Here is a 14863-nt window from a genome sequence, read left to right on the forward strand (position 1 = left end):
GAGACATGGCACGTAAAGAGTTCGCACACTTCGAAGCGGTTTCCGCTGTGGTCCCCGTCGAGCTGGGCGGCAACAAGGGCTATTACGCCGCCATTGCGGTCAAGGCCCTGGTCGATGGCGGCGCCCCGCGTTTCCACAAACTGCTGGATGAACAGGTGTTCCCCGGCGCCATCACGGCCGACGACGCCGCGACCCGCGAGCTGAAACGCCTTCAGGGCGTCAGCGACGACGCCGAACTCATCTGGTGAGCCTCACTTGACCGCACCCGGTCGCCACATCTTGAACAACGCTTGCGGCCCCAGCTGGAAATAGTCCGCCGGCCCGCCGCCGCGCAGAATCGGTTCTGCGGCGGCGGTGTCGTAGATCCCGTCCTTGAGCAGCCATTTGGCGATGTGCACGGCGACCACTTCGCCGAGGATCAGCCAGCTCGGCACTGTCTCGCCATTCGCCCGTTGCAGCTGAATGATCTGAGTGACCTTGCATTCGAAGGACACCGGGCTTTCGGCCACCCGCGGCACCGCAATCACTTTCGACGCCACGGTGGTCAAGCCCGCCAGTTCGAACTCGTCGACCTCAGGCCCCACCGCCGCGCAGCTCTGGTTCATCTGCTCGGCCAGCGGCCGGGTGGCGAGGTTCCAGGCGAATTCGCCGGTCTGCTCGATGTTGTTCAGGCTGTCTTTGCGGCCCACGCTGGAGAACCCGATGATCGGCGGGATGTAGTTGAAGGCGTTGAAGAAGCTGTACGGCGCCAGGTTCAGCCGGCCTTCGGCATCCTGCGACGAGATCCAGCCGATGGGGCGCGGACCGACGATGGCGTTGAACGGATCGTGGGGCAGGCCGTGGCCGTTGGCGGGTTCGTAGAAGTGGATGTCGTCGGGCATGGTGGGGGTGTTCCTGGAAGGCTGTGTTTTGAGGGGGCCATAGTGCAAGCGCGGGGCGCTGATTGCCAGTCCGGTGCAGGCGCCTGTGGGGCAACTGTCTTGATTCTGTCTCGTGGTGACTGGGCTGGCGCCATCGCCAGCAGGCTAACTCCCACAGGGTTTTGCTTGGACCTCGCAGCTGTGTCGCTGCAGAAATAAACAAGCCCGGCATTGGCCGGGCTTTGGTGTTTGCATCCGCGGTTCAGCTGATGGCAGCGGCGGTGCCGGTCTTGTCGAAGCCGTCGGCGGCGATGGCGTTGGCGGTGCCGGTCTTGTCGAAGCCGTCGGCGGCGATGGCGTTGGCGGTGCCGGTCTTGTCGAAACCGTCAGCGGCGTAGGCGCCGGAGGTGCTGTGTTCGACCGAGGCGCTGGCGCCGGAGATGAAGTCGGCGGATTTGGTCTTGTCCGAACCGTCGGCGGCGAAAGTGTTGGCGGCCAGGAGGGACAGGGTCAGGGCGAGGATCAGTTTGGTGTTCATGGTCGTTTCTCCGTGTTCGTTGGCGTTGTGTCTTGCTTGAGTTGAATGCTACGCCAATAAAATTGATTAAAAAGCGCAAATTAATGCTGATAACAATCGATTAACTAGATGTTAAGGGCGACGCATCGGATTCGCTTCCGTCCTCGGGCGAACGTCGCGCAGTCAATCGATCAGGTGAGTGCAGGATGGGGCAGCGGCATTAACCGGTGATTAATCGCTGTTTTGGCCCGTGTGACAGATTTTTCATGGAACGCCGACCGGTTTTTCACCCCTCGGACGCCAGTCTGCCGGCGGCCAGAAATCGAACAACCGGCCGTCACACACGGGAGCTCTTGCGTTCATGAATAAACTGCCTCAAATCACCCTGGCGTTCTGGGTGATGAAAATCTGCGCGACGACCCTGGGGGAAACGGCGGGGGATCTGCTGTCGATGACCCTCGACGTCGGTTACGCGATCAGCTCGCTGATCCTTATCAGCGTGTTCGTCCTGACGCTGGTCACGCAACTGAAGGCCAGGACCTACAAGCCGCTGCTGTACTGGATCGTGATCCTGTCCACCAGCACCGCCGGCACCACCCTGTCCGATTTCATGGACCGCACCCTGGGCCTGGGCTATGCCGCGGGCTCGATGATCCTGATCTCGATCCTGCTGGCGATCTTTGCGGCCTGGCGCCTGAGCGGCGACTCGCTCAACGTCAACAAGGTGCAGACCTTTCGCGGCGAGATGTTCTACTGGATGGCGATCCTGTTCTCCAACACCCTGGGCACCGCGCTGGGCGATTACCTGGCCGACGACTCGGGCCTGGGCTTTGCCGGCGGCGCGCTGCTGATCGGCTCGGCGATCGCGTTGGTGGTGCTGCTCAGGTATTTCACCAAGATCTCGTCGGTGGCGCTGTTCTGGGTGGCGTTCGTGCTGACCCGGCCGTTCGGCGCGACACTGGGTGACCTGATGACCAAATCCCATGAGAAGGGCGGCCTGGACTTCGGCACCGTCGGCTCGTCGGCGGTGCTGGCGGGGATCCTGGTGGTGATGATCGCCGGGGCGGCGTTTGCGCAGAAGCGGTACGGCAGCCGGCAGCAGGTGGCCGAGTCCGCTTGATGCCGGGGTGATCCCCATCGCAGCAGGCTGGCTCCCACAAGGATTGGCGGTGAACACGGGGTTGGTGGACACCGCCGACCCCCTGTGGGGGCCACCCTGCTGGCAATGGGGCCATTGCAGTCACCCTTGCGGTGACTGCACGGACAGCTGTCAGTCAGTCAGTCACGATCCGCGAGTGCTTCTGGGTGTCCTTCATGGTGATGTACACCAGCAGCGACACGGCGATGCACGCGGTCACGTACCAGTAGTAGCCGGTCTCCATGCCGATGCTCTTGAACCACAGCGCGATGTACTCGGCGGTGCCGCCGAAGATCGACACGGTCAGCGCGTACGGCAGGCCGACGCCCAGGGCGCGGATTTCGGTCGGGAACAGTTCGGCCTTCACCACCGCGTTGATCGAGGTGTAGCCGCTGACGATGATCAGCGCCGCCATGATCAGGAAGAACGCGCCCCACCAGCTCTGGATGGTGTGCAGGGTCATCAGGATCGGCACGGTGAAGATCGTGCCCAGCACGCCGAAGGCGATCAGGATCGGACGCCGGCCGATCTTGTCCGACAGGCCGCCGATGACCGGTTGCAGGCACATGAACAGGAACAGCGTCGCCGCCGAGATGGTGGTGGAGTCGGAGATGCTCATGCCGACGGTGTTCACCAGGTACTTCTGCATGTAGGTGGTGTAGGTGTAGAAGGCCAGGGTGCCGCCCATGGTCAGGCCGACCACGGTCAGCAGTTCCTTCGGATGGCGGAGCAAGGTGCGCATGGCGCTTTCCTTGGACTTTTCCTTCTTCACGAACGACTCGGTCTCTTCCATGCCGCGGCGCAGGTACAGCGCGACGATCGCGCACAGGGCGCCGATGGCGAACGGGATGCGCCAGCCCCACGTGTACAGCTGTTCGGTGGTGAGGAACTGCTGCAGCACGATCAGCACGCCCAGCGCGATGAGCTGGCCGGAAATCAAAGTCACGTACTGGAAGCTGGAGAAGAAGCCGCGACGCTCCTTGGTGGCCATTTCCGACAGGTAGGTGGCCGAGGTGCCGTACTCGCCGCCGACCGACAGGCCCTGCAGCAGGCGGGCGAACACCAGCAGGATCGGCGCGCCGATGCCGATGGTTTCGTAGTTCGGGCTCAGGGCGATGATCAGCGAGCCGAAGCACATCAGGTACACCGACGCCATCAGCGCGGCCTTGCGGCCCTTGCGGTCGGCGTAAAGGCCCATCAGCCAGCCGCCGATGGGGCGCATCAGGAAGCCCACGGCGAAGATCGCGGCGGTGTTCATCAGTTGCGCGGTGGTGGAGCCGGCGGGGAAGAAGGTCTTGGCGAAGTACAGCGAGAAGGCGGCGTAGACGTACCAGTCGTACCACTCGACCATGTTGCCGACGGAACCGCTGAAGATCGACTTGATCCGGCTGGCGGTGGTTCTTTCCTTGGCCGGCGCGGCAGCTGCCCCAAGCGGCAGGATGTTGGAGTTATCCATTGAAGGATCCTTCGGTTAATTGTTTTTGTGGAGCGCGTCGAAACGCAGCCTGCGGGGGCTATAGCAGGAGGTGTGCCAAGGGGCGGAGGGCCGGTTTAGAGGGGGTAGGCGCGGTTGTTGAGCGGAAATCCGCTTGTTGCGCGGAGGGTGATGAGCGGAAATCCGCCTATCTTGGCGCCCGCATGGAGGGCGTGTGCCCCGCTATCTGTAGGAGCCAGCAGGCTGGCTCCTACAGTTTTGCCTGAGCCACAAATCCTGCAGTCGCCGGGCAATCAGCTGTCCTGCACAAACATCTCCCGGCTCAACCCATGCCGCTGCATCTTTTCGTTGAAGGTGCGCCGCGGCAGCTGCAGTTCTTCGAGCACCGCCTTCACGTCGCCCTTGTGCCGGGTCAGGGCGATGCGCAGGCACTGGGCCTCGAACGCCTCTTGCTGGGCCGCCAGCGATTGCCCCGGGTCGATCCCCGGCACCGGTTCGTCCAGCCCCAGCACCTGACGCTCGGCGACGTTGGCCAGTTCGCGCACGTTGCCCGGCCAGTCGTGGCTGAGCAGGTGGCTCAGCTGGGCGCCGCCCAGCGGCGGGAACGTCCGCCCGAGCCGTTCGGCGGCCTGGCGGGCGAAGGCGTCGAACAGCAGCGGGATGTCTTCGCGGCGCTCGCGCAGGGGCGGCAGGCGCAGCTCGGCCACGTTCAGCCGATAGGCCAGGTCTTCGCGAAAACGCCCGGCCCGGGCCTCGTCGAGCAGGTCGGGCTTGGTGGCGGCGACGATGCGCAGATCCACGCGGATGCTCTGGTTCGAGCCCAGCCGCTCCAGCTTCTGCTCCTGGATCACCCGCAGCAGCTTCACCTGCTGGGCCAGGGGCATGCTTTCGATCTCATCGAGGAACAGCGTGCCGCCGTCGGCGTATTCCAGCTTGCCGATGCGCTTGCCGGACGCCCCGGTGAACGCGCCGCTCTCATGGCCGAACAGTTCGGCCTCGAACAGTTGCTCCGGGATCGCCGCGCAGTTGAGCGCCACGAACGGTTTGTCCGCGCGCGGGCCGAAGTCGTGCAGGCAACGGGCGACCATTTCCTTGCCGCTGCCGGTCTCGCCGCGGATCAGCACGTTGACCGGCAGCGCGGCCAGGTCCAGCACCTGCCGGCGCAAGGTCTGCATGCCGCGGGACACGCCGAGCAGCGTGGCGTCGAGCCTGGCGCGGTTGTCGGCCTGCTCGTGCAGGGTACGGTTCTCCAGCACCAGCCGGCGCTTGTCCAGCGCCCGGCGCAGGCTGCCGAGCAGGATCTCGGGGCTGAACGGCTTTTCCAGGAAGTCATAGGCGCCGTCGCGCATCGCTTCGACGGCCATCGGCACATCGCCGTGGCCGGTCAACAGGATCACCGGCAGGTCGGCGTCCCGGCGCTGCACTTCGGCCAGCAGTTCCAGGCCGCTCTGGCCGGGCATGCGCACGTCGCTGAGGATCACTCCGGCAAAGTGCCGGGGCAACGCGGCCAGGCAGTCCTCGGCGCGGCTGAACAGTTGCACCTCGAAACCCGACAGGCTCAGCCATTGTTCGACGGCGCTGCGGATGCTGCTTTCGTCATCGACCACCATCACCGAATTGAGCATCAGATGTGCGCCTCCAGATCGATCGGCAAGGTCAAGGTGAACACCGCGCCGCCTTCGCCGTTCTCGGCGCTCAGGCGCCCGCCGGACTCGTGGGCGATGGCGAACGACACCGCCAGCCCCAGGCCCAGGCCGTCACCCACAGGCTTGGTGGTGAAGAACGGGTCGAACACCTGGCCCAGGTGCTCCTCGGCGATGCCGCCGCCGCTGTCGCTGACGCTCAGGTGCCACAGCTGCTGGTCGGCCTCCAGGCGGATCAGCAGGCGCTTGCACGGTTTGCCGTGCATGGCGTCGAGGGCGTTGCGCAGCAGGTTGATCAGCACCTGTTCCAGGCGGATCGCATCGCCGCGCACCCAGGCCGGGCGGGTCAGGTGCAGCACCAGGCTGACCTGCTCGTCGCGCAGGCGGGTGTCGAGCAATTGCAGGGCCTGATCGACCACGGTCGCCAGGTCGAGCCGTTCGCGCAGGCCGCTGGGGCTCTTGCGGGCGAAGGTCTTCAGGTGGCCGGTGAGCGCGGCCATGCGGGTGAGCATGTCGTCCACCGGCTTGAGCGCCTTGTAGGCCTCATCGACGCGGCCATGATCGAGCAGCAGGCGCAAGGTGGCCAGTTGCATGCGCTGGGCGGTCAGCGGCTGGTTGATCTCGTGGGCCAGCGCGGCGGACATCTGCCCCAGCGCCGCCAGTTTGGCCGACTGCACCAGGCCGTCCTGGGCGGTGCGCAGCTCGCGGGTGCGTTCTTCCACCAGCCGCTTGAGCTCGGCGCGGCTGCGCTGGCGCATCTTGCCCAGGCGCCAGCGCTGGTTGAGGAACAGCAGCAGGAACACCAGCGCCAGCCACACCCCGGCGGCGGCGAGCCCGGCGTTGCGCAGATCCTCGAACGCCACCTGCGGGCGGCGCAGCAGGTGCAGCGTCCAGCCTTCGGCGGTCAGCGGCAGGGATTCCCACAGGTAGTCGGCGGTGCCCTGCGGGCCTTCGACCCGGCGCAGGTCGCTGGTGTCGTCGAAGCGGCGCAGCGACAGGTGCGTGAGCGGCACCAGCGCCTGTTTGTCGTATTGGCGCGTGGCCTTGATGTCGGCCAGGTCGGCGGCATCCAGCGGCCGCAGCGCGCGGTAGCGCCAGCCCGGCTGGTTGGCGATGAAGATGATGCCCCGCGCATCGCTGACCAGCAGGGTGTCGCTGCCCTGGCTCCATTCGCGTTCAAGCTCGGGGAATTCGAGCTTGACCACCATCGCCCCGAGGAATTCGTCCTGTTCGCCGAGCACGGCGCTGGAGAGGAAGTAGCCGGGAATCCCGCTGGTCACGCCCACGGCGTAGAAGCGTCCGCTGCCTTGGGTGCGGGTCTGGCTGAAGTATGGGCGGAACCCGTAATTGTGGCCGACGTAGCTGCTGGGCAGGCGCCAGTTGCTGGCGGCCACCGCCAGGCCGGTGTGGTCGAGCAGTTCGAGGGTCGAGGACTGCGCCGCGCCGTTGATCTTCTCCAGCTTCAGGTTGAGCGCCGCCTGCTGCTCGGCGCTCACCGGGCCGCCCAGGGCCGCGCGCAGCTGCGGGTCGAGCGCCAGCACGGCGGGCAGGGCGCGGTAGCGGTCGATCAGGGTGTGAAGGGAATTGGCGTACAGCGCCAGTTGCTGGCTGGCGCGGGCCGCGTCCTCCTCCAGGGCCTGGCGTTCGGCGTGGCGGATCGCCAGGGTCGCGGCCAGGACGGCGCCGGCGATGATCAGCAGGGTGTACAGCGACAGACGCAGGGTACGGGAAGTCGGCAGCATGCTGGGGCGAACGGATGGGGGACGGGCGGGCACGATAGCACGGGGCTGCGTGTCGTTCTCGCTTTGCACGTAACCTGATCCGACACCAAGAGACTCCGATTGAATGCGACGGTGCTCGGTCGCACGAACCGGCCGGCAATGCACAGTGCGGATAGGTGACAGGCCCCCCCGCGGGATCAATGCCTTTTGACGCTTTTCGAGGTTCGGCGCTCTTGTGCCAGCAGGAACTGATTGTCGGTGGTGCCTTGAATTTTGTATGCGCTCATCAGTTTCTGTGCACGGTCGATGATTGCATGGATGTCTTTGGTTCTTCCTTGCAGGTCTGCTTGTCGGATCGGTGCCAAGTCTTCCCGGGAGGTCATGTTGTTGACATTGGGCAGCACATCGCCAGGGTGGACGGTAGTCCTTTGCAGCACTGCATAGGCTTGCTGGACAGAGTCCCAGCGCTCGTCCAGCGCACTCCGCCAGTCGGCTAGCATGGTTTCGATTTTGTTGATCTTCACCGGACTCAGTCGGTTTTTGATGTCTTCGGCTTCCTGACTTCTGGAGCCCATGTTCAAGAACACATTCATGGCGGGAACCACGGTACCGACGACTCTGTTCAGGAAAAGGTTTGCGGTGTCGGTCGGGGACAAGCGGGCCTTGTCCGGCGTGAAACCCAGCCTGCGGTCGATGGCGGCGACCGACATGGCCGATGTCTGCGGAATGAGCGGCCGGATCCAGCGGGGGCTGGGAGTAGAAGCGTTTTGGGTATCTGTAGCGACGTCACCGCCGGCATTGCCGGTGATGATGCCGCCCACAAAGGGGATGGCGTTCACTTCAGGCGCCAGTGCACCGAAAATCTCGCCTGCGCCGAAGCCGCCATAAAATCCGGCCAACCCTGCAACGGATTCGCCGAGGAGGTTTTTCAGCATTTCCTTGCCCGTGCCGGACTGAGTGAACACGTTATAGATCTGATCCAGCGCGGTGGCGGCTTCGGTGCCGAGTTCGGTTATGAACTGCGAATATCTGATGATCTGCCATTCTTCCTTGCTCTGCCCGACTGCATCGATGAACCGCAACGGATTGTTCTCGACAAACCCGTAGAGGTTCAGCCCGTCCACGCTCCCGGCAGGATCGGCGGCGACCCAGCGCTGCAGCCACGGTGCGTACTGGCGGGCGCCATAGTCGTACAACCCGCTCACGTCCATTTCCTTGCCCGAATAGCGGATCGTTCTGTAACCGACCTCAAGGCTTGAGCGGGCGGCCATCCAGGCGGTGGCGCCGAACGGGTAATAGCCTTCGTGGCTGATCAGCTGCGCTCGGGCGTCCAGTTCCATGACGCAGGAGCCCAGGTGGTCGCTCAAGGTGTAGCGCAATTGGTCGGCGTCGATGCCGGGCGGCTGACCGCTCTCCCAATGCAGGCAGCGCACGTTGCCTATGCCTGTGGCGAGGGTGATGACGTGCAGCGTTTCGCCGTTGTCCTTCGTGCGGATCTCCAGCCCCGGCAGGTAGCGCACCTCATGGAAGTGAAGGTTGGCGGCGTTGTGGAACTCATGGCGCTTGAAGACCCGCACGCCCTGGCTGTAACGGTAGCGTTCCTCGTCGTCGGGCCCGGACGGGCGCTGCACCAAGGTGACCGTGTCCAGGCGGTCGCGGGCGTTCCATCGCAGCGGCTGGCCGGGTTGCAGCGCCAGCAGGTTGCCGTGGCGGTCGAACAGGCTGCCGATGGCCGGCTCAGGGTCGCCTTCGGCCCAGCGCACGCCGCGGTTGCTGGCGGGGTCGATGAACATTCGGCGGGTGTGGTTGGCGCCGTCGCGCACGTGGCGCAGCCGGATCAGGTTGTTGCCGTGATCGTAGTCGTAGGTCTGCACGTAAGGGCACCGGTCGGCGGGGTCGGTCGGTTGCGGCAGGCCGGGAATGTCCGAGGGCGGCGCGTCGTCGTGACCGCTGGCGGTGTGCAGGCGGTACAGCGAGTCATAGGTGAAGGCGCGGTGGCCGTCGACCCGTCGGTTGGCGAAGTGGCTGGGCGTGAAGGCGTGGTCGAGGAGGCGGGTGAGGTTGCCCGCCGGATCGTATTCGTATCCGAAGTCTTGCAGCGGAGCCTGCCCGCCGGCTTGCGCCTGCTGACGGATCAGGCGTCCGTCAGCCGGATCATAGCGCCAATGGCTGACCGCACCGTTGCCGGCCTGTTGCTCGACGATCTGCCCGGCGGCGTTGTACCGGGCATCGAGCAGCACCGTTTGCCAGGTGGCCTGGCCGTTGAGTCGCAGGCGCACCCGCCGCAGCTGGCCGGCAAGGTCGAAGTCCGTCTGTTGCCGGTGCCCGCCGGCGTCGGTCTGTTCCAGCCGGGCGCCCAGCGGGCCGTGGCGCCAGCGGGTGACGAAGGCGTTGTCGTCGCCGAAGGTGCGCGATTGCTCCAACGTCTCGCCGAGCAGGCCGAAGCTCGGCCATTGCACGGTGCCGGCCTGGTCGGTCTGTTCGACGGTCCTGCCGCGCAGGTTATGGCTGGCGTCGGCCGACGCATCGGCATGGACGAAGGTCTCGGCGTCGGCGCCGTGGGTCTCTTCGTCTTTGACCAGACGCAGCAGCGGATCATAGGCGCTGCGCCAGTGAAAGCCGCGCGCATCCCAGCGCTGCAGAACCTGGCCGGCGGTCCCCGGCAGGATCAGGCGCCAGCCGGCGTCGACGCTGTCGGTCTTCACGGGGGCATCGTTCAGTCCGTACACGTGGACGAGGTTGGGCACCGCCAGGCGCGGATCCCTTTGCGCGATCACCCGTCCCGCCGCGTCGTACCCCAGGCGAGTCACCAGGCCAAGCGGCGTGTCTTCGGCCAGCGTGCGCAGGTAAGCCACCTGGCGAACCGCCAGGCCGCGGCTGTCGTTCACCGTGACGGCGGGCGTACGCCGATGCACATTCATGGCTGCGGCCCCGGCTCGTCGGTGTCGTTGAAGTCTTCGCTGATGTGATACCAGGGGTGATAGGTCTCACGGGAGAAATGGCCCTTGGCGTTGACCAGCCGGACCGGACGCCCGAGCACGTCATAGAACAGCTGATCGAAAAAACCGTGCTCGCGCAGCGACGCATCGTTGACGTAGCGGTGGGTGTCGGCGAAGAACGGCCGGAACCGTCTCACGGCCAGTCCTTTGTTGTTGTATTCGACCCGCTCGCTGATGCGCCAGCGCGGGTCGGTCGGCACCTCGACCGGTTGGCCGTCCTCGATGATCAGCGAGCCGTCGGCGTCCACCGCGTACGCGGATCCCGGCTCCACAAGCTGTTGGGTCTGCAAGGGGCGGCCGAAGCCGTCGACGCAGGTCTTGATGATCTGGATCTGCGCCGGCACCGGGTCGTCGTGGTAGCGGTCGGCCCGGAGCAGGACGCTGTGCACCGGCTCTCGGGGGACAAGGGCGATGGCTTCGTCCAACGCGTGCTCCGCCGGCGTCAGTGCGGTGGCTTGCGCCAGACGTCGGCGGGCGCTGGCGCGGATGTGGCCGTCGGGCAGGATCAGGCCGCCGTCGACCCATCGGGCAAAGCGCTCGGCGTCAGCGGTCGCGGTCGGCGGCAACTGGCCCATCCAGCTGAACAGATCCTTGCGCAGGGTGCTGGCGGCTTGCTGCACGGCGCCCTCGGGATCTCCGATGGCGGGGGCCGGTCGGTGATCCTCCGGCCGCACGTAGTCGCTCAACGGGCTGAAGCCTGCCGGCAAGCCGTTCTCCGTGCCGTGGAAACTCAGGGCCAACGGCTGGCCGGAGGGTTCGTAGAGCGCCTCCTGCACGTTGTCGTTGGCGTCGACGATGCGCAGCGGCTGCAGGGCGTGGTAGTCGTATTCGATCCGGGTGGTGCAGCCGTCGGGCAACACCACGCGCTCCACCGCCAGGCGGTAAGGGTCGTAGGAGGCCCGGGTGATGCCGTGGCTCGCGGTTTCGTGGTAGTCGAGCACCCGGTGGAACCCTTCGCCGGCAGCATAGGCCGCGAACCCGTAACGGGCCGACCACAGGTTTTCCTCCGCATCGGCCAAGGGCGCTCCCTCGAACAGCAGCGGCATCGGGGCGTAGCCGATGGCGGCCAGTTCGGCACGGATGTCGAACGGCGGCGGCACGTCCGCATAGGCCTCCAGGGCGGTCTTGTCCATCTGCGCCAGTTCCAGGGGCGCGGCCAGGGCCTCGAAGTCCGCCTGACCGTCGGGCAGGGGCGTCTGGCCATCGGTCTTGAGGTAGCGTTGCACGGTCTGGCGGGTCAGGGTGCGCCGGGTGTTCCACTCGGGCGAGTCCTGATGCTGCAGCAGTCGTTCGAACGACACCTGCTCAGGCGTCAGCCCACCGGGCAACGGGCCCTTGGGCAGCGCCAGCGCATCGCCGCGCTGCTGATAGGGCAGGCCGAGGCGCCAGTGCTGCGGGTCGCCGTCCAGGTCGATGAAGCGCGCGCGGGTTTCGCTGAGGTAGAACGATTGCTGGGCCGGGTCATGGGCGTCGCGCCACCACTGTTGCTCATCGGGGTCGGTGAACGGCGGCGGGTCGGCCTCGGTGCGGCGACGGGCGTAATGCACGGTCAGGGCATGCAGCGGGGCGCCGTAGGCGTTGTGGCGCAGGGTCAGTTCGTGGCGGCTCAGCGGGTCTTCGATCACTTGCTCGTAGGCATGGTCGAGCTGTTCCAGCGTCAGCGGCAGCAGCACCGCGTAGGCATCGTGGGGACCTTTGGCCCGGACCTCGCGCACCCGGTAACGGTGTTCGGTCACGGCAAAGGGCCGCGCCGTGGCCGGGTCGTCCGCCTCGGCATAGGTTTCGCTGCGGATCGGCAAACCGGCGAGCGCCCGGGCGATGGCGTGTTCGGTGTCGGCGTCGGGCGGTGCGACGGGTTCGTCGAACTCGTCGCCTTGGTGGAAACGGCTGAACACGGTGGGGCCCAGCGGCACGGCTTCGGGGTCGCGGTCGAAATAGCCTTCGCGCGGCCGGTCGATGGTTCGCCCGGTGTGGAACCAGGTGTGCAGTCGCACCGGTGCGGTGAAGCCTGCATCGTCGTCGGCGCCGGCCGACTCGCTGTCGCACTGCTGCAGGTGGCCGAACCCGCGGAACTCACGGTCTTCGCCGTCATAGAAACCCTCGCGGTAAGTGAACGCTTGGGTCAGGCGATTGCCGGTGACTTCGTCCAGCTGAAGCTGGCGGCTGACCGCTTGAACGGGGAAGGGCAGATGGCAGGCGGGAGGGACGGCCGGGTGCGCACCGAGCCGGTCGCGCTTTTCGTCCAGCCATTCCTGGGCGCTGCTGCGGTAGGTCACACGGGTGCTGCAGCCCATGTTGTTGTTGCTGGCCGTCAGCAGGTACGGCTTGGCGGACACGAAGTCATAGCGCCAGTGCCGGGGCGCCATGTGCGGCACCGTCAGTAGCAGGCTGGCGCAGCCCAGGCCCTGAAAGTCCGCCAGCGTCACCTGGCACAAGGCGTCGTAACGCACGCCTTCGGGCCACGGCACCGTGACGGGCGTTTGCTCCAGTCCCCGGCCGCCGCGGTTGAGGTAGATCTCGAAGGCGTCGGACTTCAGGTAGACCAGCGCCGGCGCGCCGGAGCCGTCGAGGTCGGCGATGCGCACGTGCGCCACGTCGAACGCATCATGGGCAAAGGGCAACGCGCTGATGACCCGGCCTGCGCCGAACCGGCCGTGGCCCAGGTTCGGCCAGCATTTGATTTCGTTATGGCGGATGCGGCACAGCTCGGGCATGTCGCTGCCCAGCAGGTTGCCCAATAGCACCAGTTCGTCCGGCGCCGGGCCGAACAGCGGCAAGCGGTCGTCGTCCGGCAGGTGAGCGACGTCTTCGCCGGGGGCGAAGCCTGCCTCCCGCCGGTTGGCGTACAGACGCACCGAGCGGGGGCCGATCAGGGCCAGTGAGGCGAGGCCGTCCCCGGACAGGTCGCCCAATTGCGTCAGCGTATGGAAGAACTCCGCCGGGAAGGCGTTGAACGCAATGAAGGGGGCGAACGTGCGGTCGGCGTTCAGCGTACGGAAGCCGTTCATGCCTGGTCGGGCGGTGATCCAGTCCAGCCGTCCGTCGCCGGTCAGGTCGGTGAGCAGTTGACGTGCCGCGCTCCCGCCATCGGCCACGGGCGTGCTGTCCAGCAACGTCCAGGGGCCGTAGGCGATGGCCTGCGGATCCGACTCGCCGCGCAGCGGTTCGCGATAGTGCCAGGCCTGATCGTAGCGGCAGAGGAACCCCGGCACGCCTTCGCCGTACAGATCGACGCACTGGTAGGCGCGGCCGTCCTCGATGCCGGGCTGGGGGCCTTGCATCGGCAGCGGCCTGGGCGTCTTGTCGAGGGTGAACGGTGAATGTTCGAACTCCACCGGCGGGGTGTGCTCGACCGCGCCGCTGGCGTCCCAGGCCTGGTAGTGGGCGGCACTGATCTGGCTGTAGGACCAGGCGGGCGTGTCCGGGGTGTATTCGAGCAGCAGGCGGCGGACCAGCACGGGCGCAGCGCCGGTTTCCTCGGGAAAATGATGGAACATCAGCACTTGGCGGCACAGTCGCCGGGTGCCCAGTTCAAACCCCTGGGCGAAGGTCGAGAACGGATCCGGCCGCAGCGGCCAGGGCTGCAGCGAGGGACCGTCGTAAGGTGGCCTTTGCGTCAGGTCCCGGGTGCGCTCGCCGTAGTCGAACAGCAGGCGGAAATGCCAGTCCAGGGTTGCCGGATCGTCCGTGCGCCAGAGGTACAGGTCCTTGCTGGCGGTGACGTTGCCGTAGAGCACTTGATGCACGTAACGCTGGGCTCGGTAGTCGTGCAAGGGATCCGGATCCTGGTCGTCGGCCTTCCAGGTGACGCAGAGGTGTTCGCCCAGCGGGTTCATGCTTTCGCACAGCAGCCAGGCGCTCACCCGCGCCGGGTCGTCTGCGTCCGCTCGGCGCGACGCCGCGGTTTTGCCGTACATCTGCAGCGAGCCGTCGGCGCCGTGGATCAGCCAGAACGGCGGGCGGCCGTCGTCCGGCTGCCAGCGCTCGCGCAGGGCAAAATCGCTTTCGACCCGGGGCCAGAAACGCACGACGCTGTGCGGGCCGATGTCCAGGCCGTTGTAGCGGCGCTCGCTGCGCGAGCGGATTCGGCCTTGCTCGTCGCGCTCCGGCATCCACACTTCGCCGTCGTGGCCGACGATCTCGTCGTGGTCGGTGTAGCGCGGCGTGCCCTTGTGGGTGCGTCGGGCGATCTGCAGGCCGGCCAGGCTCCAGCCGATGCCGAACGGGCCGTTGCCGGCCTGGCTGCTGTAGCTCAGCGTCAGTTGCGGGTCGAAGCCACGTCCGGCGGACAGCGGCAGCGGCAGTTCGAACGAGGCCGCCCCGGTGGGGCCGACGGCTCCCCAGCTCTTGCCGATCGTGGCGATCGAGGCGCTCTGGGCGATGGAGGGGGTAACGATGCTCAGGTCTTGATCGGCCATGATCCAGCGTTTCCTGGCGGGGAATGAACCGACGCTATCAGGAAAGCGGATGGCCGTGACCTGTCAGGTCTGACAGTTGTGTGTTCACCCCGAATCCCTGTAGGGGCTTGCCTGCAAGCGATGAGGCCAGTA

9 protein-coding genes are annotated in these 14863 nt (G+C 66.3%); 2 read left to right on the forward strand and 7 right to left on the reverse strand.

All coding sequences use genetic code 11. The annotated features are described in order from the left end of the window. Positions 1-5 precede the first annotated feature (5 nt). A complete protein-coding gene (locus CAG33_RS00610; protein ID WP_085629497.1) occupies positions 6-248 on the forward strand; it encodes a hypothetical protein in 243 nt (80 codons plus the stop codon). 3 nt (positions 249-251) lie between these two features. Here CAG33_RS00610 and CAG33_RS00615 read toward each other — a convergent pair whose 3' ends face one another. Continuing rightward, positions 252-881, reverse strand: a complete 630-nt coding sequence (locus CAG33_RS00615) for a flavin reductase family protein (RefSeq protein WP_085580353.1) — start codon at positions 879-881, stop codon at positions 252-254. Positions 882-1122: 241 nt separating this feature from the next. Then, complete coding sequence (locus CAG33_RS00620; RefSeq protein WP_085636576.1) at positions 1123-1398, reverse strand: hypothetical protein; 276 nt, start codon at positions 1396-1398, stop codon at positions 1123-1125. A 340-nt stretch (positions 1399-1738) separates the two neighbouring features. Between CAG33_RS00620 and CAG33_RS00625 the strand changes: the two genes are divergently transcribed. Continuing rightward, positions 1739-2497: a hypothetical protein gene (locus CAG33_RS00625; RefSeq protein ID WP_085636578.1), complete on the forward strand. Its 759-nt coding sequence runs from the start codon at positions 1739-1741 to the stop codon at positions 2495-2497. Between the two features lie 154 nt (positions 2498-2651). Here the strand turns inward: CAG33_RS00625 and CAG33_RS00630 are convergent, their stop codons facing one another. The 5 genes from CAG33_RS00630 to CAG33_RS00650 all read right to left on the reverse strand — a co-directional run bounded on the left by CAG33_RS00630 (position 2652) and on the right by CAG33_RS00650 (position 14731). Beyond that, positions 2652-3971, reverse strand: coding sequence for an MFS transporter (locus CAG33_RS00630; RefSeq protein WP_085636580.1), 1320 nt, complete (start codon positions 3969-3971; stop codon positions 2652-2654). A 272-nt stretch (positions 3972-4243) separates the two neighbouring features. Then, positions 4244-5575, reverse strand: coding sequence for a sigma-54 dependent transcriptional regulator (locus tag CAG33_RS00635; protein ID WP_085580362.1), 1332 nt, complete (start codon positions 5573-5575; stop codon positions 4244-4246). Next, a complete protein-coding gene (locus CAG33_RS00640; RefSeq protein ID WP_085580364.1) occupies positions 5575-7335 on the reverse strand; it encodes an ATP-binding protein in 1761 nt (586 codons plus the stop codon). Before CAG33_RS00640 ends, CAG33_RS00635 begins: the two co-directional genes overlap by 1 nt. A gap of 176 nt (positions 7336-7511) precedes the next feature. Continuing rightward, the gene (locus tag CAG33_RS00645) at positions 7512-10235 is read right to left on the reverse strand and encodes an RHS repeat domain-containing protein (protein WP_085636582.1); all 2724 of its coding nucleotides are present in this window, start codon (positions 10233-10235) and stop codon (positions 7512-7514) included. After that, positions 10232-14731 carry a SpvB/TcaC N-terminal domain-containing protein gene (locus CAG33_RS00650; RefSeq protein ID WP_085636583.1) on the reverse strand — a complete coding sequence of 1500 codons (4500 nt, stop codon included), beginning with the start codon at positions 14729-14731 and terminating at the stop codon, positions 10232-10234. Before CAG33_RS00650 ends, CAG33_RS00645 begins: the two co-directional genes overlap by 4 nt. Positions 14732-14863 lie beyond the last annotated feature (132 nt).

Origin of the sequence: Pseudomonas sp. B3(2017), assembly GCF_002113595.1 — a bacterium.
GTDB lineage: Bacteria > Pseudomonadota > Gammaproteobacteria > Pseudomonadales > Pseudomonadaceae > Aquipseudomonas > Aquipseudomonas ekonensis.